The organism is Stenotrophomonas sp. (assembly GCF_032103445.1).
Lineage (GTDB): Bacteria > Pseudomonadota > Gammaproteobacteria > Xanthomonadales > Xanthomonadaceae > Stenotrophomonas.
In genome coordinates this window covers 1-21,057 of record NZ_DAMDFR010000076.1, presented here as the reverse complement: position 1 = coordinate 21,057, position 21,057 = coordinate 1, and the positions used below count along the sequence as shown (strand labels likewise).

At 67.5% G+C, this 21,057-nt stretch carries 18 protein-coding genes and 1 pseudogene; 2 read left to right on the top strand and 17 right to left on the bottom strand.

All coding sequences use genetic code 11. The features are described 5' to 3' along the window. Positions 1-314 precede the first annotated feature (314 nt). Positions 315-801, bottom strand: a pseudogene (locus RT551_RS18705) (RcnB family protein). A gap of 237 nt (positions 802-1,038) precedes the next feature. Here RT551_RS18705 and ettA point away from each other — a divergent pair. Next, positions 1,039-2,703 (top strand): energy-dependent translational throttle protein EttA, encoded by a 1,665-nt coding sequence (ettA, locus tag RT551_RS18700; protein ID WP_125359933.1) that lies wholly within the window; start codon positions 1,039-1,041, stop codon positions 2,701-2,703. 271 nt (positions 2,704-2,974) lie between these two features. Beyond that, a complete protein-coding gene (locus RT551_RS18695; RefSeq protein ID WP_313461279.1) occupies positions 2,975-4,291 on the top strand; it encodes an NCS2 family permease in 1,317 nt (438 codons plus the stop codon). 143 nt (positions 4,292-4,434) lie between these two features. On the opposite strand, the gene pncB is transcribed toward RT551_RS18695, so the two are convergent. From pncB to RT551_RS18615, 16 genes are all read right to left on the bottom strand, one after another. After that, positions 4,435-5,610, bottom strand: coding sequence for a nicotinate phosphoribosyltransferase (gene pncB, locus RT551_RS18690; protein ID WP_313461277.1), 1,176 nt, complete (start codon positions 5,608-5,610; stop codon positions 4,435-4,437). Between the two features lie 68 nt (positions 5,611-5,678). Beyond that, the gene (locus tag RT551_RS18685) at positions 5,679-6,512 is read right to left on the bottom strand and encodes a glycosyltransferase family 2 protein (protein ID WP_313461283.1); all 834 of its coding nucleotides are present in this window, start codon (positions 6,510-6,512) and stop codon (positions 5,679-5,681) included. A gap of 5 nt (positions 6,513-6,517) precedes the next feature. Then, complete coding sequence (locus tag RT551_RS18680; RefSeq protein WP_313461275.1) at positions 6,518-7,369, bottom strand: glycosyltransferase; 852 nt, start codon at positions 7,367-7,369, stop codon at positions 6,518-6,520. A gap of 72 nt (positions 7,370-7,441) precedes the next feature. Further along, positions 7,442-9,649, bottom strand: a complete 2,208-nt coding sequence (gene gspD, locus RT551_RS18675; protein WP_313461273.1) for a type II secretion system secretin GspD — start codon at positions 9,647-9,649, stop codon at positions 7,442-7,444. Between the two features lie 9 nt (positions 9,650-9,658). Beyond that, complete coding sequence (locus RT551_RS18670; protein WP_313461271.1) at positions 9,659-10,450, bottom strand: hypothetical protein; 792 nt, start codon at positions 10,448-10,450, stop codon at positions 9,659-9,661. Further along, positions 10,440-11,222 (bottom strand): type II secretion system protein GspM, encoded by a 783-nt coding sequence (gene gspM, locus RT551_RS18665; RefSeq protein WP_313461270.1) that lies wholly within the window; start codon positions 11,220-11,222, stop codon positions 10,440-10,442. The genes RT551_RS18670 and gspM overlap by 11 nt, the downstream gene beginning before the upstream one ends. After that, on the bottom strand, positions 11,197-12,363 hold the full coding sequence (locus RT551_RS18660) for a PilN domain-containing protein (protein ID WP_313461269.1): 1,167 nt from the start codon (positions 12,361-12,363) through the stop codon (positions 11,197-11,199). The genes gspM and RT551_RS18660 overlap by 26 nt, the downstream gene beginning before the upstream one ends. After that, entirely contained in the window at positions 12,360-13,232 is an 873-nt protein-coding gene (locus RT551_RS18655; RefSeq protein ID WP_313461267.1) for a type II secretion system protein GspK, read from the bottom strand. The genes RT551_RS18660 and RT551_RS18655 overlap by 4 nt, the downstream gene beginning before the upstream one ends. Next, positions 13,229-13,879: a type II secretion system protein J gene (locus RT551_RS18650; protein ID WP_313461265.1), complete on the bottom strand. Its 651-nt coding sequence runs from the start codon at positions 13,877-13,879 to the stop codon at positions 13,229-13,231. Before RT551_RS18650 ends, RT551_RS18655 begins: the two co-directional genes overlap by 4 nt. Continuing rightward, entirely contained in the window at positions 13,876-14,298 is a 423-nt protein-coding gene (locus RT551_RS18645) for a prepilin-type N-terminal cleavage/methylation domain-containing protein (RefSeq protein ID WP_313461263.1), read from the bottom strand. The genes RT551_RS18650 and RT551_RS18645 overlap by 4 nt, the downstream gene beginning before the upstream one ends. A gap of 73 nt (positions 14,299-14,371) precedes the next feature. Beyond that, positions 14,372-14,791: a GspH/FimT family pseudopilin gene (locus RT551_RS18640; protein WP_313461281.1), complete on the bottom strand. Its 420-nt coding sequence runs from the start codon at positions 14,789-14,791 to the stop codon at positions 14,372-14,374. A gap of 93 nt (positions 14,792-14,884) precedes the next feature. After that, a complete protein-coding gene (gene gspG / locus RT551_RS18635; RefSeq protein ID WP_311190140.1) occupies positions 14,885-15,319 on the bottom strand; it encodes a type II secretion system major pseudopilin GspG in 435 nt (144 codons plus the stop codon). 43 nt (positions 15,320-15,362) lie between these two features. After that, positions 15,363-16,583, bottom strand: coding sequence for a type II secretion system F family protein (locus tag RT551_RS18630; protein WP_313461260.1), 1,221 nt, complete (start codon positions 16,581-16,583; stop codon positions 15,363-15,365). A gap of 2 nt (positions 16,584-16,585) precedes the next feature. Beyond that, positions 16,586-18,319 carry a type II secretion system ATPase GspE gene (gene gspE / locus RT551_RS18625; protein WP_313461258.1) on the bottom strand — a complete coding sequence of 578 codons (1,734 nt, stop codon included), beginning with the start codon at positions 18,317-18,319 and terminating at the stop codon, positions 16,586-16,588. 119 nt (positions 18,320-18,438) lie between these two features. Continuing rightward, positions 18,439-20,289 carry a S8 family peptidase gene (locus RT551_RS18620; RefSeq protein ID WP_313461256.1) on the bottom strand — a complete coding sequence of 617 codons (1,851 nt, stop codon included), beginning with the start codon at positions 20,287-20,289 and terminating at the stop codon, positions 18,439-18,441. A gap of 161 nt (positions 20,290-20,450) precedes the next feature. Continuing rightward, positions 20,451-21,057: YadA-like family protein (locus RT551_RS18615; RefSeq protein ID WP_313461254.1), on the bottom strand; the 607-nt coding region annotated here is incomplete at its 5' end.

The following is a 21,057-nucleotide window of genomic DNA, read 5'->3' as shown; positions in this document are numbered from 1 at the left end:
CCGCATCCATGCGGCTCACGCCCCCTCCAGCCCACCCCGACCCGCCATCGACAGAAAGTCGGTGGCCATCGAAGATCAAAAGCACAGCGCGGTTACGCAATCTGGATTTCGCGGAATGCATGGAACCGGTAGCGTCGGTCGAAAGACGACGGCCGTGAAATGCCCAACATCCGGTAACGCATGACCCCGGAACGGAGGTGCCGTTGATGTTGCTGTGGCATTTTCCATGGCCCCCGACACGTAGACCAGCAGCCGAGGGCTGTTCGCACGCATCCAACAATAGCCGGGCGAGCCCGGCTCTACGGGAAGCCTGCTTAACGTCCGTTGATCACGAAGTCCGCGATGATGCCGGTGGCGATGGCGACCAGCAGCAGGTTGCCGCGGTCGTCGCGGATCCAGTGGTGGCCGTACGGGGGACGGCGCACGGAGTAACGGCTGTAATCGTTCACCACGTACACCGGGCCGCCGTAGTAGTCGCGGTAACGGTGACCGCGCTGCCAGCCGTAGCCGTACACCGGGCGCGGGGCCGGGCGGTAGACCACGCGCGGCGGCGGAGCCGGACGGTAGTAGCCGTGGTTGTAGTAACGACGGTCGTGACGGGCCTCGCGACGGTCATCGCGCCATTCGCGACGATCATCCCGCCACTCGCGGCGGTCGTCCCGCCATTCCCGGCGGTCATCACGGTGCTCGCGACGGTCATGGGCGGCGGTCGTGACGGTGATCATCGGCAAATGCCGGGGCGACGGTTCCCACTGCCAGCAGCGCGGCAACGGTACCGACCACAATTCGATTCATGCGCATGGCGTTTCTCGCTGGGTGGGAAGTGACGGTTTCCATCATGCGGACGGCGTCTGAACGGTTTCCGGCTGGAAACGGTTTCCATTCAAGGGCGTTTGACGGCCCATTCAGGCAGCGGCAAGCCCCACCGGCCGGGCTGTCCGGCGGTTGTCACCGCTTCCGGCTATAATTGGCGACATCCCATTCCCACTGCGACTGTTCCTGACGGAACGGGCGCAGGATTGCGCCCTCGGAGAGCCCATGTCCTCGCAATACATCTACACCATGAACCGCGTCAGCAAGGTGGTCCCGCCCAAGCGGCAGATCATCAAGGACATCTCGCTGTCGTTCTTCCCGGGGGCCAAGATCGGCCTGCTGGGCCTGAACGGTGCCGGCAAGTCCACGGTGCTGAAGATCATGGCCGGCGTGGACACCGATTTCGAGGGCGAAGCCCGTCCCCAGGCCGGCATCAAGGTCGGCTACCTGGCCCAGGAACCGGAGCTGGACCCGACCAAGACCGTGCGTGAAGCCGTCGAGGAAGGTGTCGGCGAAGTGCTGCAGGCCCAGGCCGCGCTGGACGCGGTGTACCTGGCCTATGCCGAGGAAGGCGCCGATTTCGACGCCTTGGCCAAGGAGCAGGAGCGTCTGGAAGCCATTCTGGCCGCCGGCGACGCGCACACCCTGGAAAACCAGCTGGACGTGGCCGCCGACGCGCTGCGCCTGCCGCCGTGGGACGCCGTGATCGGCAAGCTGTCCGGTGGTGAAAAGCGCCGCGTGGCGCTGTGCCGCCTGCTGCTGCAGAAGCCGGACATGCTGCTGCTCGACGAACCGACCAACCACCTCGACGCCGAGTCGGTGGAATGGCTGGAACAGTTCCTGGCCCGCTACACCGGCACCGTCGTGGCGGTGACCCATGATCGCTACTTCCTGGACAACGCTGCCGAGTGGATCCTGGAACTGGACCGCGGCCGCGGCATTCCGTGGAAGGGCAACTACACCGAATGGCTGATGCAGAAGGACGAGCGCCTGAAGCAGGAAGACAACCAGGAAAAGGCCCGCCAGAAGGCAATCCAGAAGGAACTGGAGTGGTCGCGCCAGAACGCCAAGGGTGGCCGCACCAAGGGCAAGGCCCGTCTGGCCCGCCTGGAAGAGCTGCAGTCGGTGGACTACCAGAAGCGCAACGAAACCAATGAAATCTTCATCCCGCCGGGCGAGCGCCTGGGCAACTCGGTGATGGAGTTCAAGAACGTGTCGAAGAAGTTCGGCGACCGCCTGCTGTTCGACGACCTGAGCTTCCTGGTTCCGGCCGGCGCGATCGTGGGCATCATCGGCCCGAACGGTGCGGGTAAGTCGACCCTGTTCAAGATGATCACGGGCCAGGAAAAGCCGGATTCGGGCGAGATCGTGGTGGGTCCGACGGTGAAGCTGTCGTACGTCGACCAGAGCCGCGATGCGCTGGAAGGCAACCACAACGTGTTCCAGGAAATCGCAGGTGGCCTGGACATCCTGAACATCAACGGCATCGAGATCCAGTCGCGCGCCTACATCGGCCGCTTCAACTTCAAGGGCCAGGACCAGCAGAAGATGGTCGGTTCGCTGTCCGGTGGCGAGCGCGGTCGTCTGCACATGGCCAAGACCCTGCTGCAGGGTGGCAACGTGCTGCTGCTCGACGAACCGTCGAACGACCTGGACATCGAAACCCTGCGTGCGCTGGAAGATGCGCTGCTGGAGTTCCCGGGCAACACCTTCGTCATCTCGCATGACCGCTGGTTCCTGGATCGCATCGCGACCCACATCCTGGCGTTCGAAGGCGATTCGCACGTGGAGTTCTTCCAGGGCAACTACCGCGAGTACGAAGAAGACAAGCGCCGCCGCATGGGCGACGACGCCGCCCCGAAGCGCCTGCGCTTCAAGGCACTGAAGTAATCAGCTACCGGCCGCGCACTGCGCGGCCGGTTTGTTTCACGCTTCGATTGTTTTCGCGCGAAGAGCGGCGTTTCAATCTCTACGTGCGGGAGGGGGCCGGATGCCCTCGCTCCGGGACACGCCGCAAGTACGTCCATGTAGGCTACTCCACGGCATCCATGCCGTGGAGTGTCCCTCCGGAGGACATCCGGCCCCCTCCCCGATGGATTTCGGAACGCGGATGGCAACGGCGGCGTCCCTCCGAACAGATCCGCGATACCTGGACCCGACCATGAACCTGCTTGAACGCACCTTCCAACTGCAGCAGCACGGCACCAGCGTGCGGACCGAATTGTTGGCTGGGCTGACGACCTTCCTGACGATGTCGTACATCGTGTTCGTCAATCCGGACATTCTGGCGACCACCGGCATGGACCCGGGGGCGGTGTTTGTGGCCACGTGTCTGGCTGCGGCGCTGGGGTCGGTGGTGATGGCGTTTGCGGCCAACTTCCCGGTTGGCATGGCACCGGGCATGGGTTTGAATGCGTTCTTTGCGTTCACCGTGGTGGGTGCCGCCGGGCTGCCGTGGCAGCAGGCATTGGGCGCGGTGTTCATCAGTGGGCTGGTGTTCCTCGCGTTGTCGCTGACCGGCGTGCGGGCGTGGCTGGTGGCGGGCATTCCTGCTTCGCTGCGGGCTGCCATCGTTGCCGGTATCGGCCTGTTCCTGGCCATCATTGCCCTGCAGAAGTCCGGCGTCATCGTCGCCAATGCCGATACCCTGGTGACGCTGGGGCCGCTCAATACTGCCCCGCCGCTGCTGGCGCTGGCGGGTTTCCTGCTGATTGCCATTCTGGAAGCACGCAAGGTGCGTGGTGCCATCCTGATCGGCATTCTGGCCGTCACCGCGGCCGCCTGGGCGCTGGGGGATGTGCAGTACCACGGGCTGGTGTCGCTGCCGCCCAGTCTTGCCCCCACCTTCCTGCAGCTCGATCTTCCCGGCCTGCTGCACCACGATGGCGGCGCGCCGCTGGCCGTGCTGCTGCAGGTGGTGCTGGTGTTCGTGCTGGTGGAAGTGTTCGATGCCACTGGCACCTTGTATGGCGTGGTCGGGCGTGCCGGCCTGCTGAAACTGCCTGGTGCGCAGAAACGCTTCGGTCGTGCCCTGCTCGCCGACAGCACCGCGATTGTGGCCGGCTCGATGCTGGGCACCAGCAGCACCACCGCGTTTGCGGAAAGCGCCTCAGGCGTGCAGGCCGGTGGCCGTACGGGGCTGACCGCGCTGGTGGTGGCGGCGCTGTTCCTGGCCGCGCTGCTGTTCTCGCCGCTGGCGGCGATGGTGCCCGGCTATGCCACCGCCCCTGCCCTGCTGTTCGTGGCCGGGTTGATGCTGCGTGAGCTGGTGGATGTGGACTGGGGCGATTTGACCGAATCGGTGCCGGCGGCGCTGTGTGCGTTGGCGATGCCGTTTACCTATTCGATCGCGAATGGGTTGGCATTTGGCTTCATCGCCTATGCGGTGTTGAAGGCGGGTACCGGGCGCTGGCGCGATGTGCATCCGGCGGTGTGGCTGGTGGCGGGGTTGTTTGTGGTCCGGTACGCGTTGGAGTGACGTAGAGCCGGGCTTGCCCGGCTGCGCGCGGCAATGCATCGCCATGTAGAGCCGGGCTTGCCCGGCTGCGCGTGGTGCTGATCGAAGAGCAGCCGGGCAAGCCCGGCTCTACGTGGGGTCGTCGAGGTCGGTAGCGCCGGCCGTCATTCGGCCGGCAATTCGAACACCTGGCGCAGATAGGCCAGATACCCCGGGTCATCGCACATGCTCTTGCCCGGCGAATCGCTCAACTTGGCCACCGGCTGGCCGTTGCAGCGGACCATCTTGATCACGATGTTCAGCGGCGTCGGCCCGAGGTCGTTGGTCAGGTGCGTGCCGACCCCGAAGGCGACCTGGCAGCGGCCGCGGAAGTAGTCGAAAAGGCGCATCACTTTTTCAATGTTCAACCCGTCGCTGAACACCAGCACCTTGCTGCGCGGGTCCACGCGGCGCTGCTGGAAGTGTTCCAGCATGCGGTCGCCCCAGGCGAACGGGTCGCCCGAGTCGTGGCGCACGCCGTCGAACAGCTTGCAGAAATACATGTCGAAGTCGCGCAGGAATGCGTCCAGCCCGACCACGTCGGACAACGCGATACCGAGGTCGCCGCGATACTCGCGCGCCCACGATTCCAGCGCCGCCACCTGCGAGTCGCGCAGGCGCGGGCCCAGTGCCTGGAACGCCTGCAGGTACTCGTGCGCCATGGTGCCGTGCGGGGTCATCCCGTAAAGCCGGGCGAAGTGCACATTGCTGGTACCGACGAACTGCGAGCCCAGCGCGTCGCGCAGCTGCGGCAGCATGCGTGCATGCCAGTCGCGCGAGTAGCGGCGGCGGCTGCCGTAATCGGCAATCCGGCACAGCTCGAAGCCCGGGGTATCGCGCAGCAGCGCGGTCTTGGCCTGCAGGCGGCGCTCGCCTTCGGCGTAGTCCGGTGTGCTGGTGTTGCGGAACCAGACCTCGTTGATGATCGCCAGCAGCGGCACTTCAAACAGAATGGTGTGCAGCCACGGACCGGTGATGTCCAGCTCGGTCTCACCCGGTACCGTGGCCGACGGGCGCAGGTCGATGTACTTGCGGTCCAGATGGAACAGCCCCAGGAAGTCGGCGAAGTCCGGCTTCACGAAGCGCAGCCCGCGCATGTAGTCGAGCTCTTCATCGGTGAAGCGAAGCGTGCACAGGTGATCGATCTCAGCGTTGATCTGGTCGATGTACGCGGCCAGGTCAATGCCCGGTGTGCGGCACTTGAACCGGTACTGCACCTGCGCGCCGGGGTACTGATGCAGCACCGCCTGCATCATGGTGAACTTGTACAGGTCGGTGTCGAGCAGGGATTGGATGATCATGCCCGGATTATGCGCCTGCCGAGCTGTACCGACCAACGGTGGGCCGCGTACCCGCCAGGGGCGGGTACCTACCGGGCAATGATGCGGGGGATCTGCACGAGCGCATGCGCCCAGATCGCGCCCCATACGGCCAGCTGCACCGGCAGGCTGCGCTGCCGGGCTTCGAATTTGCGGAAGTAGCGCCAGAGGCCACGGTGCTTGTGCCACTCCACGAAGAACGGCCGCGAACGGCTGGACACGCCGCGTACGTGGGTGACGCGCAGGTCGTTGGCAATGGCCACCACCGCGCCGGCCTCGCGCGCACGCCGGCACAGGTCGAGGTCTTCGGCATGCAGGCGGTAGCCGGCGTCCCAGCCGCCCATACGGTCGAACAGCGCGCGCGGCATCAGCAGCAGCGCTCCGGACAGCGCCGGCACCCGCTGCAGCGTCTGCGCCGGGTCCACCGGCAGCGCCAGCTTCGCGCCCTGCCCCGGGTTGCGCAGCATGGCGGCGAAATCCGGGTCACGACGGCGCACGGCGGCGTCCGGCACACCGGCTTCGTCCACCTGCTCGACCCCCAGCAGGCAGTCGCCGAGGGCTTCGCCACGCTGACACAGCTGGGCCAGCGTATCCGCGTCCACCATCAGGTCCGGGTTGATGAAGGCCAGCCACGGCGCGCGGCTGTCGGCCACGCCCTGGTTGTTGGCGGCAGCAAACCCGGGGTTGTCCGGATTGGCGATGAAATGCAGTCGTTGATCCGCACTGGCGTGGCGCTGCACGATCTCCAGCGTGCCATCGTCGGAATTGTTGTCCACCACTCGGATCTCGGCGATGTCCTGGGCGGCGCGCAGCCGGGTCAGGCAGGCATCCAGGGTGCTGGCGCTCTGGTAGCTGACAATGATGGCGGCAATGCGGGCATTCAAACGGGTCACTCCAGATCAGGCGTGGCGGGCGCAGCAAACAGGTCGCCCTGCGAACGCGGCATTATCGCCTGTTGGTGCAGCTGCTGCAGCGCGTCGCGGGTGGCACGCAGCGGATCGGCCATCAGGAATCCGGCCAACCGTGGCTGCCACGCCGGCCAACGGGTGCCCAGTGCTTCCATGTCGCCGTCCTGGGCGGTCGATTCGCCATCGCGCGCGACATAGGCGTTTTCGCACAGCGCATTGCGCCAGCCCAATCCGGCCATGCGCAGGCTCAGGTCGATCAGCGCGGCACTCCACGAGGCGTAGCTGTGCATGTCCAGCCCGCCGGCCTTGCGCCGGGCGTTGGCCCGCAGCAGCACCGCATGGGTCACCGCCGAGGGCAGTTCCGGATGCAGGCTGGGCAGTGCCGCACACGCCTGCGCGATGGCATCCAGGTGCTCCGGCACCGGGCTGATCTCGCCCAGACGCGGCCACGCGGCAGTTTCGCCGGCGTTGCACCACGGCGTGGCCGAGCCGATCGAGGCATCGCGGGCGAAACACGCATCCAGCTGCTGCAGCCAGCCCGGGGCCGGCACCGCATCCGGAGCCAGCACTACCACGTCGGTGCCGTCGCAGGCACGCAGCATCTCGTCCAGATGCGCCACTTCGCCGATGGCGCGGGCACGACGGGTGTACTCGGCCTGCAGCGGGGTATGCGCCAGCCAGTGTTCGATCACCGCCTGCGCGCGGGGCCCGGCCTGGCCGTCGTCGGCCAGCCAGATCGCCGTGCCGGCCGGGGTGCCGGCGTCCAGTGCGCCCAGGCACCGGTCCAGCGCGGTGTCATCCACGCCCATCGGCAGCAACACGACTGTCCCCATCCGTCCCCCAACGCGCGGCATCTGCCCGCAGGGTAACAGCCCGGCTGCGAAGACGGCAGCCGGTTGGGCCGCTTAGTTGGTCACCTTGCGGGTCGGGAACGGCTCCATCGCGCGGAAGCGGTTGCTGTACTCATCGGTCAGGTTGCGCGATTCCTGCGCGTTACGCACGATGGTCGGGGTGAGCAGCACGATCACTTCCGAACGCCCGCTGTTCTGGGTCTTCCTGCCGAACAGCGCACCCAGCACCGGAATTTTGCTCAGGCCTGGCACACCGTTGGAGCCGTCTTCATCCTGATTGGTGATCAACCCGGCCAGCATGATGGTGTCGCCGCTCTGCACCGCCGCCTCAGTGGAAATCTTGCGCGTGTTGATCGGCGGATTGCAGGTGCTGCGGGTCGGATCGCAGCCCGCCGGAACCGCACCAGCGGAGCTGACTTCCTGCACGATGTCGAGGAACACCACGCCGTCGCGGGTGATTCGCGGACGCACCTTCAGGATCACACCGGTGTCCAGGTACTGCACCTGGCTGTAGGTGTTGTCGCTCCCCACACCCGTGTTCACCGACACCGAGTTGATCGGAATCTGCGTGCCCACGTTCAAGGTGGCCTCGGCGTTGTTGCGCACGAAGATCGACGGGGTCTGCAGCAGACGCAGGTTGGTCACCTTGTCCAGCGCGGTGACCACGGCAGCGGCGTTCTTGCCGAGGAAGGTCCAGCCCAGGCCATTCTCGCCGACAGCACCGGAGATGCTGCCCCAGATGGAACGGCCCAGCGCACTGGGCAGGTCGATGCCGCTTTCGGTCTTGCCGGTGGTCACCGCCTGCTCGAAGAACCAGTTCACGCCGTAGCTGAGGTCACCGGTCAGGGCGACTTCGGCCACCTGCGCTTCGATATGCACCTGCATCGGCATCACGTCGAGCTTCTCGATCACCTCGCGGATCGAGCGCCACGCCTGCGGAGTGGAACGTACCAGCAGGGTATTGGTTTCTTCCACCGCGGATACGCCGACGCTGTCGCCCTGCACCTCCAGGTTGAAGCTGGCGTTGCCGGACTGGCGCTGCGGCAGGTTCATGGTGCCATCGCCGAGGCCGCCGGTGCGGCTGGTGCCGCTGCTGCCCAGCTGGGTGTTGTTGAGGCTGTCAGCGCTGGTGCCGTCACGGCTGCTCAGTTCCTGCGCGATGGCACCCGGTGCCAGCGAACTGCCGCCGCTGCGGCCACCGCGGCCATTTTCGCTGGCGAAGGCTTCGGCCAGACGCTCGGCCAGGTCCTTGGCCTTGATGTAGCGCAGTTCGTAGGAGAACAGTCGGGCGCTGCCACCGGCGGTGTCGATGCGCTCCAGCCACTGCTGGATCTGGTCCAGGTAGCGCGCCTGCGGGGTGATCACCAGCACTGCATTGGCATTTTCCAGCGGCAGGAAGCGGAACATGCCGGCGCTGGGGGTTTTGCTTTCTTCGCCGAATACTTTCTCGAGGTCGGCAGCGACCTGCTCGGCCTTGCCGGTCTGGATCGGGAACACGCCTACCGACATGCCCGACAGCCAGTCCACGTCGAAGATCTCAACCGTGCGCAGGTAGTTTTCCAGTTCCGCGCGGGTGCCGCCCAGGGTGATCACGTTGCGGCCGCTGTCGACATTGACGATGGCGTTCGGCCGCGCGTACGGCTCCAGCACCTTCTTCATTTCCGTCGCGGAGATGTACTGCAGCGGCACCACGCGCACCTCGAAGCCGCGCGCATTGGCCGGCGGTGCGGTACTCGGTGCCACGGTGCCGGCCAGGGCCTGGTCAGCGGCGACGATGTTGTAGCGACCGCCGCTGTAGACCATGCGGGCATTGTTCCAACCCAGCACCATTTCCAGCAGGTTCAAGGCCTGGGCCGACGACACCGGCTTGGGCGTGGCCAGGGTGACGGTGCCCTGCACGCCCGGTGCGATGACGTAGTTCTGGCCCAGCATGTCGCCCAGGATCGCCTTGACCACCGCATGCACCGACTCGCCCTCAAAGTTGAAGGTGGCGGTACCGGTGCTTGCCTGCGACAACGACGGCGACGGGGCCGACGCCGCACTACGGTTGATCATGGTGCCGGTGCCGCGACGGATGACCGCCTGGGGGCTGCCTTCGCTGCCCAGCGCCTGGGTCTCCACGCCGTCATGCGAGCCGTCTCCGGCCACCACCTGGTGGCTGCCGTCGAGCACGGCATCGCGGCGCACTTCGGGTGCCGGCACAGTAGCGCAGCCCACCAGCAGGGCGGCCGCGAAAGAAAGGGGAAATAGGCGCAAGGTCATGCGTTCACTCTAAGGGTTTTGACCGGAGCCGCCCGCGGGCGGTCGCTGTGACTGTTGCTGTTGCTGCTGCAGTTGCTGGCGGCGGGCCTGGATGCGCGCGCGGATGGCCTGCATCTGCGCTTCGCTCGGGCCCTGCGCGGCCGGGTTGCCGGCATTCTGGGCCGGCGCGGGTGCCGGTGCAGGCACCGGTGCGCCCGGCCGTACCGGCGGCGCGGGATGGGACGGCGGCGGCACCATCGTTCCCGGCGCGACCGGCCTCTGTCCTGACGACGGCGAGGCTGCAGTGCTGCCAAGCACGGTCGGGGGCTCCCCGCCCTGGCCGCTGAAGGTCACCAGCTCCAGCGTCTGCGTGCCGCTGGGACCGGTGACAGTGGCACTGCGCGGCTCCAGCGCCACCAGCTGCCAGCCGTTGACGGCTTCGCCGTTCAGACGCAGGCGCAGCGACAGCTTCTGGTCGGTGGTCAGGATGGCCATGCCGAACTCCGACGTCAGCAGCACGCCGGTCAGGGTGACCGCACTGGACGTGGCCCCCGCTTCGCTGCCGCCCAGCAGGTACGGACGCGGCTTGCGGTCTTCGGCGAACAGCGGGCGCTCACTGATGCCCGCATACGCCTGCGGCGAGGTGATCCGGTCAGGGGCCGCCGGTGCGAGCACCGGCAGACGCGGCGCGGACTGCGCATCCGCGTCGGGCGGCGCAATGCGTCCGCCCAGGCCGAACAGCGTGGCGATCCAGATCGCGCCGGCCCACAGGGCCACGCCGCCCAGCCACCAGCTGCGCAGGGATGCCCACTCAATTTTCATGCGGGGCCTCCTGTACCGGTTCGCTTGCCGCGGTATCTGCAGCGGCAGGATCAGTGGGTGCGCCCATCGCAGCACCGGGACCATCGGCGGTGGGCTGCAGGCCAGAGGGCTCCAGGCCGCTCGGTTCGGGTTCGGGTGCAGGCACCGGCGGCGAAACCGGGGCGGCCGCTGCGACATCCGGGGTCAGCCCCGGCTGCAGATAGCCGACCAGTTCGAAAGCGACATCCAGCCCCAGCCCGCTTTCATTCGGCGACTGCTGGAAGCGCTGCGCGAGCAGATTGAGGTTGCCCACGAACAGCCGTGGGCTGCCGGTTTCCAGGGTGTGCAGCACCGCGGCCATTTCCGGCACGCCGCAGCGCAGCCGCACCTGCAACGCCACCCGTGGGAATGCGGCGTCGGGGCTGTTGTCGGTCAGCGGCGAGCGGTTGCTGATGGTGCAGCTGCGGTTGCCGGGGCTCGCCGAGGCCACCGCATCCTGCAGCCGCGAGGACAGCGCAGCAGCGGCCGATTCAGCGGTAGCTTCGCGCAGGAAACCAGGGCGGCCGGCCAGCGCGGCCTGCACCTGCTGCAGGCGTTTGTTCACCGCATCGCGCTGCTGCAGCTGCGCATCGACGCGAAGCTGCCGTTCCTGCACTTCGCTGATGCTTTGATTGATGTCGAGCAGCGGGCGGGTGAACCACGGGTGCACCAGCAACAGGTAGGCAAGCACGAGCGCTACCAGCAGCAGGCCCAGTGCCAGCCAGCGGTCACGGCGTGTCGGCGGCATTGCCATCGGCAACCTCCGAGGCAGGGGCCGCCGCCGGCGCAGCGGGGGTGGCACCGGGAAGCGGCTGCAGTTCCGCGGTCAGGGTGAAGCGGTCGCGACCACCGGCACCGCCGTCAGCCTGCAGCACCCCGGTCAGATTGACCTTGGTCCACAGGGGCGAGGCCTGCAGCAGCGGGACCAGCTGCGACGCTTCGCGGCTGAGGCCGATCAGCTGCAGGGTCCGGCCTTCCACCGACAGCTTTTCCAGATAGGTGCCGTCGGGCAGCAGACGGGTCAGCTCGTTCCATACTTCCAGCGTGCTGGCCTGCGCAGTGCGCTTTTCTTCCAGGAACGCCGCGCCATCCACCAGCCGCTGCAGGTGCTCGCGCTCGGCAGCGACGGCGCGTGCATCGCGCGCGGCCGCGTTGACCTGCTCGCGCAGCTGATCAGCAGCGCGCTCGCGGTTGAGCAGCAGCTGGTTGCCGGCCAGTGCCAGCAGCACCACGGCCGCCGCACCCAGCAACAGGTTCCAGCGCCGCATCGGATCACGCGCCACGAAGCGCTGGCTCACCGGCAGCAGATTCACGCCCAGCGGCTGGCCGCTGCCATCGTCGGCATCCACACCGGCCAGCTGGCCGGCCCAGCTGCCCGACTGCTGCAGCCACTGCTCCAGCGCCGGGCGCGGAATCACCACCAGCTCCACCTGCAGCTGCCCGTCCGGCAGGGTGTCGCCTTCGCGCACGTCGTAATGCACCTGAGCGGGCTCGAACGGGGTCTGCCGGTCGATCTCGAAACCGACCACGTCGCGCAGTCGCGGCGCGGCGGCGGCGGGCAGCCGCAATGAACGCCGCAGCACCGCCGCGGCAGGCAGCACCCAGTAGCGCGGCAGCCCCCGCACGCGCGCATCCAGCACCGGCTCCAGATCGGTGGGTGACTGCGGCCAGGGCAGCTGCAGCACCGGTTGCAGTTCGCCGGCGGTGTCGCGCTGCACGATCAGCTGCTCACCTTCGCGGGCAAGCAGCAGGCGCGAACGCGACCAGCCCAGCGCCCACTGCCAGCGCACCGGCAACCAGGCCAGCAGGGAACGCCGCCACCAGCGCAGGCCATTGCCCACGCCCGGCGCGAGCCGCCCCCGTGCCTGCACCAGACTGTCCCGCCATGAAGTCATCGTGCTGCCATTCCCTGTTCCCAGCGAAGTACCGTGTATGCCGTGCCCGGCGTGCCTGCTGCGCCCCTGCGCACTACCGCGCGCAGGACTGAAACCCGGCCGCGCGGATCCGTTGCGCGGCTCTCGATACTATAAGTGCCACTGCCGCCCACCGGTGCCGCTGCGGTCACGTTTCCGTCGCCGTCACTGCCCTGCAGGCGTTCGCGGTCGGCGAGCAGCCGTTCGGCATCCAGCCCCAGCGCCTGCAGCACCGGCCCGGCAGCGAAACGCGGATCCGGGCGCGACTGTCGACTGTACAGGGTCAGCAGCGGTTCCAACCGTTCATACAACGCCGCATCTATCCCCAGCACGCGCTGCAGCTCGCCCAGCGTTTCAAAGCGCGCATTGCGCGCTCCATAAGGCAGGCCAGCGGCGACGTAATCGGCCGTTTCGGCCCCACCGCCGGGTTGTTTCAGGCTGTCCGGATCGCGCCAGTCGATGATCGCCCCGGCCAACTGCTTCGCGCGGGCGGGTTCGACGTCCACCGCTTCCATCAGGCCGCCCAGCAGCGTGGCATCGGCCAGGTTGAGATTGACCTTGCCGTTCTCGTCGATGATGCGCAGGTCGATGGTGCGGTCGTCGAATGTCCACCGGTAGCGACGCCCGTCCGGTGTCCACGGCGGCTGCAGCGCGTTGGGCTGCAGCCGGTACAACGCGTACTCCACGCCGGCGCGTGCATGTTCCTGCCCGACCGCATCGTCGCCGCTCACCCGCTGCTGCATATGCTCGATGCGCGCGCTGAGTGCGAACGCACCGACCACGGCGGTGAGCAGCGCGATCAGCCACAGCACCAGCACCAGGGCGGCACCCCGCGCAGCATGCCGCATCATGTACCGGCTCCGGCAGGTCGCGCACCACGCGACTGCGACAGTGCCACCACCAGCGGCGGCCACGCCGGCCCCTGCTGCGGCGTGATGCGGATCTCCACCAGATTCGGCAGGCGGCGCGTGTCGTCCCACTGCGTCTGCCAGTCACCCAGCTGCCCGGTGCGCGCATCCGCGCCGCGATAGCGGAACTGCACCTCGCGCAGCGCGTCGGCCAGCATTTCCGGTGGGCGTGGCGGCGTCTCGTCCACGCGTTCACCGTTCTGGACCAGGGTCAATCCCAGCTCAAGGCGCAGCGCGTCGCCGCGTCCGCGTACCTGCAACTCATGCACGTAAGGCCCGCCCCGCCCCAGGTAACCGGGCAGTTCGGACACGAACAACATGCGCTGTGCTTCGCCCTGGAAATACAGCGGCTCACGGGTGGGGTCCGGCGGTTCAGCGGCGGTCGGCAGCGCCATGCTCAGACGCCGGCGCAGGAAGCCTTCCACCGCGCGCATGCGCTCGTTCTGCGCCGCCACGCGTTCACCGCGCTGGGCGATCTGCATCGCAGAACGCACGGTCGCGAATGCAATCGCCAACCCGCCCACCAGCAGCACCGTGGCCAGCAGGATTTCAATCAGGGTGAAGCCGCGCTGGCGCGAATGCCGGATCATCGGACCGCCCCCTGGCTGGGCGGCAGCAGGCGCAGGGTGCGCCATTGCAGCTGCTCGCCTTCGCCTTCACCCCAGCGCACCTGCAGGCTCAGTTCCGCCAGCTGCGGGCCGGTCGCGCTGCTGTCGGCGGCTGCCGGCACGCTGCTGCTGCGCGGCTCCACGAACGGAGCCACCTGCAGTTCCCAACGGTAGCGACCGTCTTCCCACTGACCTTGCTGGCGGCCTTCCTGCAGGGGTGCATCGACCCCGCTCAGTGCGAGCAGGGATTGCGCATGCAGCACCGCGCGGGTGCGCAGGTCGGCGTTGTGCACCTGGCGGGATGCGCCGGACAGGCTGCCGAGCAGCAGGGTCAGGGCCAGAGCCAGCAGGGCGAAGGCGACGATGACTTCGAGGAGGGAATAGCCGCGCTGGTGTCTCATGGCGACGGATTCCGGACGGGGCGAGATCGCGAAGCCACGCAGGGCGTGGCTCTACGGGGGGCGTACCGGAGTTTCATGGGGCCACCCGCACGGGGCCGGAGCGGACTTCGCCGGTGATCCAGGCCACGTCGATGCGCCAGACGGCACCGCGAAGGTCCAGTTCGATGGTGCCGCCGCTGGAGCCGCCGTCGGGATGGAAGGCGATGCCGCCCTGACCGGTGCCGGCACCGACCTGCGCGGCCCCCTGGAAACGCACCTGCAGCGCATCCGGCAGTTCGCCGTGGCGGCCGTTGGCGGCCTCCCAGCGCCGCGTGCGTGGGTCGATCAGGAAGCGCTGCATCTCGCCGCTGGCAATGGCCTGGGTGCGCGTGTAGCGCAGTTGGCTGGCCACTTCCTTGCCCGCATTGCGCAGGCGCAGGCCGTCGATGCCGCCGTTCATCGCGGTGGCGGTGATCACGCCGATGATGGCGATCAGCGCCACCACCAGCAGCATTTCCAGCAGCGAAACACCACGCAGGGCACGTCGCGCAGTGCGCGGCGCGCAACGCGGTGTGCAGCTCTGCCGGGCATTCACGACCAAGCGCGCTTACTCGTAGCGGATGTCCGCATCGTAGCTGCTGCCGCCGGCCTTGCCGTCCTTGCCCAGGCTGATGAGATCAAACGGCTGGCCCTCGCCCGGCGCGCGGTATTCCAGCGCGTGGCCCCACGGGTCGTTGAGCTCGGCCTCCTTGGCATACGGGCCCAGCCAGCCGCTGCTGCCGCCGGGCTGGGTGACCAGGTCTTCCAGCTTGGTCGGCAGCTTGCCGGTATCCAGCTGGTAGTTTTCGATCTTGCCGGCAATGGTCTGCACCTGCGACTTGGCGATGTTGGCCTTGCCACGGTCGGCACCGCCCAGCACCCGGCTGCCGACCAGGGTCAGCACCGCGCCGATCAGCACGATGACGATGATGATTTCCAGCAGGCTCATACCGGCCTGGTGGCGACGGGACACAAAGCGGACCGGTTTGCGACGGTGGATCATGAAAGCTCCTTGCAGCGGGTCGTAAAGGAAGATGCCATCGGCGTCAGCCGATCGCATTGGTCAGGTCATACAACGGCACCAGCACCGCAACGATCACCAGCCCGACCACCGAGGCCAGCACCAGGGTGATCACCGGCACCAGCGCCGACAGCAGGCGGTCGATGGCGCGCGCGCTTTCCTGTTCGAAGGTATCGGCGGTTTTCAGCAGCATGGCATCCAGCGCCCCGGATTCCTCGCCCACCTGGATCATCTGCAGTGCCAGACGCGGGAAGCGCTTGCCGCGCGACAACGCCGCCGACAGGCCATTACCGTTTTTCACCTCGTCGCTGGCGGTGTCGACATCCGCCGCCAGCGCGCGGTTGCCGAGCACGTTGCGGGCGATGCCCAGGCCGGCCAGCAGCGGCACGCCGTTGCGCAGCAAGGTGCCCAGGGTGCGCGCCAGGCGCGCGGTTTCCAGCTTGGCCACCAGCGCACCGACGCCTTTGCGCTCCAGCAACCAGCCATCCACGGCCAGGCGGAACGCGGGCTGGCGCAGCTTGCGCTCCAGCAGCAACAGCAGCACGCACGGCACCACCACCAGCACCAGCCAGTAGTCGCGCACCAGCAGGCCGACATTGAGCACCCACTGGGTGAACCACGGCAGCGCCACATCCAGGCTTTCATACATCAGCGCGAACTGGGGCACCACGTAGCCCAGCAGGAACAGCAGCGCGCCGCCGACCACCGCCAGCAGAATGGCGGGATAGATAAGCGCGTTGATAACCCGCCCTTTCAGTTCGCGGCTGCGCTCCAGGTAATCGGCCAGCCGCTGCAGGGTGTCGTGCAGGCTGCCGCCGGCTTCACCTGCGCGCACCATGTTGATGTACAGGCGCGAGAACAGGCCGTGCTGACGTTCCAGTGCGGTGGACAGCGCCGCGCCGCCGCGCACGATATCGCGGATGTCGGCGATGACCCGGCGGCTGCGCTCGTCCTCAGGCAGTTCGAGCAGGATGCTCAGCGCACGATCCAGCGGCTGGCCTGCCCCCAGCAAGGTGGCCAGCTGCTGGGTGAACTGCACCAGCGCGGCCCCGTCAAACGGCTTTCGGCTGAGCAGCGCGGCCCAGGAGAACGACCCGCTGCTGCCGTCGCCAGCTACCCGCGCTTCCATCGGCAGGTGGCCCTGGTCCTGCAGGCGTGCGACCACCTCGGCTTCGCTGGCCGCTTCCATCTGGCCGTCGAACAGCTCGCCGTGCGCGTTCAGTGCCTTGTAGCGGTACTGCGGCATGCTCAGCTTTCCTCGGTCACGCGCAGCACCTCTTCAATCGTGGTCTGGCCAGCCAGTGCCTTGGCCAGGCCGTCTTCGTACATGGTGCGCATGCCGGCCGCGCGCGCGATCTGTTCAATCTCACCCATGCCGGCGCGACGCATCACCGCACGGCGCAGCTCGTCGTTCATCACCAGGAATTCCATGATGGTGGTCCGCCCCAGGTAACCGGTGGGGGCCAGCGCGGACGGCTGCGCGCGATACAGGAAGATGTCGCCTTCCGGCTGCAGCCGACGCAGCCCGAACTTCTCGATCTCTTCCGGCGACGCGGGATAGCGTTGCGCGTGCTGCGGCTCCAGCCGACGCACCAGGCGCTGGGCCAGGATGCCGTTGATGGTGGACGTCAGAAGATAGTCTTCCACCCCCATGTCGAGCAGACGGGTGATGCCGCCGGCGGCGTTGTTGGTGTGCAGCGTGGACAGCACCAGGTGGCCGGTCAGCGCCGACTGGATCGCGATGCGCGCGGTTTCCAGGTCGCGCATTTCGCCGATCATGATGATGTCCGGGTCCTGGCGCACGATGCTGCGCAGCGCGTTGGCGAAATCCAGCCCGATCTGCGGCTTGGCCTGGATCTGGTTGATGCCCTCGATCTGGTATTCGACCGGATCTTCAACGGTGATGATTTTGACGTCGGGCGTATTGAGCTGGCTCAACGCGGTGTACAGCGTGGTGGTCTTGCCCGAGCCGGTGGGGCCGGTCACCAGCAGGATGCCGTGCGGCTGATCCAGCACCTTGCGGAACTGCGGCAGGAAAGCATCGGTGAAACCCAGGCGATGGAAATCGAACACCACCGTGTCCCGGTCGAGCAGACGCATGACCACGCTTTCACCGTGTGCGGTCGGCACGGTGCTGACGCGCAGGTCCAGCTCCTTGCCCTGCACCCGCAGCATGATGCGACCGTCCTGCGGCAGCCGGCGCTCGGCGATGTTCAGCCGGGCCATGATCTTGATGCGGCTGATCACCGCCGCGGTCAGATTGACCGGCGGGCTTTCGCCTTCGATCAGCACGCCATCCACGCGGTAACGCACCTTCAGGCGGTTTTCAAAGGGCTCGATGTGGATGTCGGAGGCGCGCAGTTCAACTGCACGCTGGATGACGAGATTCACCAGCCGGATCACCGGGGCTTCCGAGGCCAGGTCACGCAGGTGCTCGATGTCGTCGACCACCGTGCCTTCACCATCGGCGGTTTCAATGATCGCACCCATCGCGCTGCGGCCCTGGCCGAACCAGCGTTCGATGACGTCATCGATCTCCGAGCGCAGCCCGACGTGCAGACGGACCGGCACGCCGATGGCCAGACGCACCGCTTCGGCCGCATAGGGCTCCTGTGGGTCGCTCAGCCACAGGTCGAGCATGCCCTCATGCAGCGCCAGCGGGCAGACATGGAACTGCTTGAGAAAACGCAACGACAACGGCAATGCGTCCAGCAGCGATTCCGGTGCCGCTTCGGCGACGCTTTTGGCCTCAAGCAACGGCAGCGACAACACCTCGGCGCAGGCCTGGGCGTGATCGCGTTCAGATACCAGACCCAGACGCACCAGCAGCGGCAGCAGGCCGCCACCGGATTCGCGCTGCAGCGGCCGCGCGCGGGCGAGGTCGGCTTCCTTCAGGCGTCCGTTGCGCAGCAGCAACGCGACAATGCGGGACTCGGCGTCCTCGTGGGATGCAGCTGCAAGATCGTGGGCTACCGCGTTCACGAAAGCTCTCCTGGCGACCCGGAGACTTTAGCAGTTCGCCGCGGTACGGATGACGTTGACGCAGACAGAAAGCGGGAGCCCGTCACATGACGGACTCCCGCTACACCCCCCAGGGTGTGTTACTGCACGGCCTGGATGCTCACGCCGCTGAACGCGGTCTCACCCACCAGCTTGATGTAGTACGTACCGGCCACCGGCGCGGTGAAGCGCACGGTTTCGCTGTTGCCCGGGCGCGTCGACTTGGCATCGAAGTCGGTGCTGGTCGGTTCTTCACCGGCGCTGACGTACAGCGAGACGTTGCCGCTGCCACCGTAGGTGAGGAAGCTGACCGTCTTGCCGGCCGCGGCTTCGAAGCTGTACAGGGTTTCGCTGCCGCCGGCACCGCTCAGACCACTCACGGCGGTGCGGTTGGTCAGCGGGGTGGCGTCCGGTGCGCAATCCACTTCGCACGGTTCTTCCAGGGCCTTGTCCAGCGCGGCCTTGGCGTCAACGATACCGGTGCCGATCGGCGTCGCCGCCGGGATGGTGACCGGGAAGGTACGTGCGGTCTGCTTGAGCAGCGTTTCCAGCTGCGCCGGGGTCAGCGGGTCCTTGCCGGCCGAGGCAAGCGCGCCCTGCACCAGCGCAGCCACGGCGGCGACGTGCGGCGAGGCCATCGAGGTGCCGCCCATGCCCATGTAGCTGTAGGCACCGGAGGTCGGCGTGGTCAGGCCGTCATAGCCGGCCTGCCAGACGTAGCCACCCGGGTTGCCGTCAACGCTGCCACCGCCGCCCGGACCCGACAGGTCCACGGCGGTGCCGTAGTTGGAGTAATAGGTGATGCCACCGGTGATGCGGGTTGCACCCACCGCAATGACGTTGGCACAGCTGGCCGGACGATAGTTCGAGGCGTTGGAGGCCTGGTTGCCGGCCGCCACCACCACGGTGGTGCCGCGCGACACCGCGCCGTTGATCGCATCCTGGTAGGCGGGGTCACACGAACCGCCGCCGCCCAGGCTCATGTTGATCACTTCGGCCGGGTTCGCGTTGGCCGGAACACCGGCCACGGTGCCGCCGGAGGCCCAGGTGATCGCGTCTGCGATGTCGGCCAGATAGCCACCGCACTTGCCGAGCACACGCACCGGCAGCACCTTGGCCTTGTAGGCCAGGCCCGCCATGCCGAGCGCATTGTTGGTCGCTTCGGCGACGGTGCCGGAGACATGGGTGCCGTGCCAGGAGCTGTCCTCGGCCACCGAGCCGGTGCCACACTCGCCGTCGTTTTCGACCCAATCACCGTAATCGAGTGCGCCCGGCACCCGGTCATCGGTCGGACGACGCGAGGTTTCCGCGTCGCTGATGAAGTCGTAGCCTTCCAGCAGGGTGCCGGCCGCGAAGTCCGGGTGCTGCGGCAGGATGCCGGTGTCCAGCACCGCCACCACCACGCCTTCGCCCTGCGCCACGTCCCACGCCGCCGGTGCATTCACGCCGCCGGTGGGGCTGCTCAGGTGCCACTGGTACTGCGCGTAGTACGGATCATTCGGCACCAGCTGCGGGGTTTCCTTGGCGCGCAGGTCGGCACGCTGCAACTTGACGTCAGCCACCGCGTACTGGACCTGCGGGTCGGCCTGGATTTCCTTCAGCACCTTCTGCAGGTCGGCCTGGCTGAGCTTGCCCTGCAGGCGGATGACGTCAGCACCGGTGCCGAGGCGGCGCAGATGCTGCGGCGCGGCGGCCGCCGAACGCGCGGTGGCACTGCCGAGGCTGGCACGCGAGACCGCCGAGGTGACCGTGGCCAGCTTGGCCGAGGTGGTGGTGGCCGCACCGGTGCGGTACTTCACGATGATGCGCTCTGAACCCTGTTGGGCGGCGGTGGCCTGGCGCGCGGGTTCCTTGACCGGTAAACCGGCGGCATAGGCGCTGGTGGCACCGACCGACAGCGACAGCACGGCGGCTGCGAGCACGTTGATGCGAAGGTTCTGCTTCTTGGTCACGTTGAAATCCTCTTCAAGGTCATGGATCAAACGACGGTTCAGGCCAAACACTCCCTGCGAAAACCCCGGCCGGCCCTGGCCAGGGTTCCGGTGACCCGCCCCCTCAGGCCCTGCATTGCGTGCAGCGGGGCACGCAGCCCCGCTGCGATCTTTCCGTGGTGTCACCAGCCGAAGCCGGCACCCACGCCCACCGAGCTGTCATCGCTGCTGAACGCACCGCCGAAGGTGACGGTGGCGCGTTCGCTGATGGCGCGCTGATACCCCAGCGACAGCGCCGATTCGCCGCTCTGGAAGCCGACACCGACACCGACGCGGTTCTGCGTGCGGACGCCGGCGGCGCTGGTGGCCATGTTCAACATGGCCGCGTTCATCGCACCCTGGCGGTCGATGCGACGGTCCTGGTGACGCAGGCGCTCATCGATTTCACCCTTGTAGATGTCGAAGTTGTCGGCCATGGCACTGAAGCGCTGGTCGGTGTAGCTGTTGGCGGTGGCCAGGCCACTGTCCAGCTGCCCCTTGTTGACCGCATCCGTCGCCGCATAGCCGGCGGCCACGTTCGTCACCTGGCGTTCGTTGCCGGCACTGCCCACCGACACCGCATTGGCGCGGTCGGCGACCGAGCCCTGGCCCAGTGCCACCGAGTTGGCCGCCGTTGCCGATGCGCCCTGCCCGATCGCGGTGGCCGAGGCACCGCTGGCTACTGCGCCTTCGCCCATCGCCACCGCGTTCACCGGCGTCGGTGCAGCGGCCACCACGGCCGGCTGCGCG

Coding starts and splice junctions, on each gene's coding strand:
- ettA (WP_125359933.1), top strand. CDS start 1,039: ATGTCCTCGCAATACATCTACACCATGAACCGCGTCAGCAAGGTGGTC.
- RT551_RS18695 (WP_313461279.1), top strand. CDS start 2,975: ATGAACCTGCTTGAACGCACCTTCCAACTGCAGCAGCACGGCACCAGC.
- pncB (WP_313461277.1), bottom strand. CDS start 5,610: ATGATCATCCAATCCCTGCTCGACACCGACCTGTACAAGTTCACCATG.
- RT551_RS18680 (WP_313461275.1), bottom strand. CDS start 7,369: ATGGGGACAGTCGTGTTGCTGCCGATGGGCGTGGATGACACCGCGCTG.
- gspD (WP_313461273.1), bottom strand. CDS start 9,649: ATGACCTTGCGCCTATTTCCCCTTTCTTTCGCGGCCGCCCTGCTGGTG.
- RT551_RS18670 (WP_313461271.1), bottom strand. CDS start 10,450: ATGAAAATTGAGTGGGCATCCCTGCGCAGCTGGTGGCTGGGCGGCGTG.
- gspM (WP_313461270.1), bottom strand. CDS start 11,222: ATGGCAATGCCGCCGACACGCCGTGACCGCTGGCTGGCACTGGGCCTG.
- RT551_RS18660 (WP_313461269.1), bottom strand. CDS start 12,363: ATGACTTCATGGCGGGACAGTCTGGTGCAGGCACGGGGGCGGCTCGCG.
- RT551_RS18655 (WP_313461267.1), bottom strand. CDS start 13,232: ATGATGCGGCATGCTGCGCGGGGTGCCGCCCTGGTGCTGGTGCTGTGG.
- RT551_RS18650 (WP_313461265.1), bottom strand. CDS start 13,879: ATGATCCGGCATTCGCGCCAGCGCGGCTTCACCCTGATTGAAATCCTG.
- RT551_RS18645 (WP_313461263.1), bottom strand. CDS start 14,298: ATGAGACACCAGCGCGGCTATTCCCTCCTCGAAGTCATCGTCGCCTTC.
- RT551_RS18640 (WP_313461281.1), bottom strand. CDS start 14,791: ATGCTGCTGGTGGTGGCGCTGATCGCCATCATCGGCGTGATCACCGCC.
- gspG (WP_311190140.1), bottom strand. CDS start 15,319: ATGATCCACCGTCGCAAACCGGTCCGCTTTGTGTCCCGTCGCCACCAG.
- RT551_RS18630 (WP_313461260.1), bottom strand. CDS start 16,583: ATGCCGCAGTACCGCTACAAGGCACTGAACGCGCACGGCGAGCTGTTC.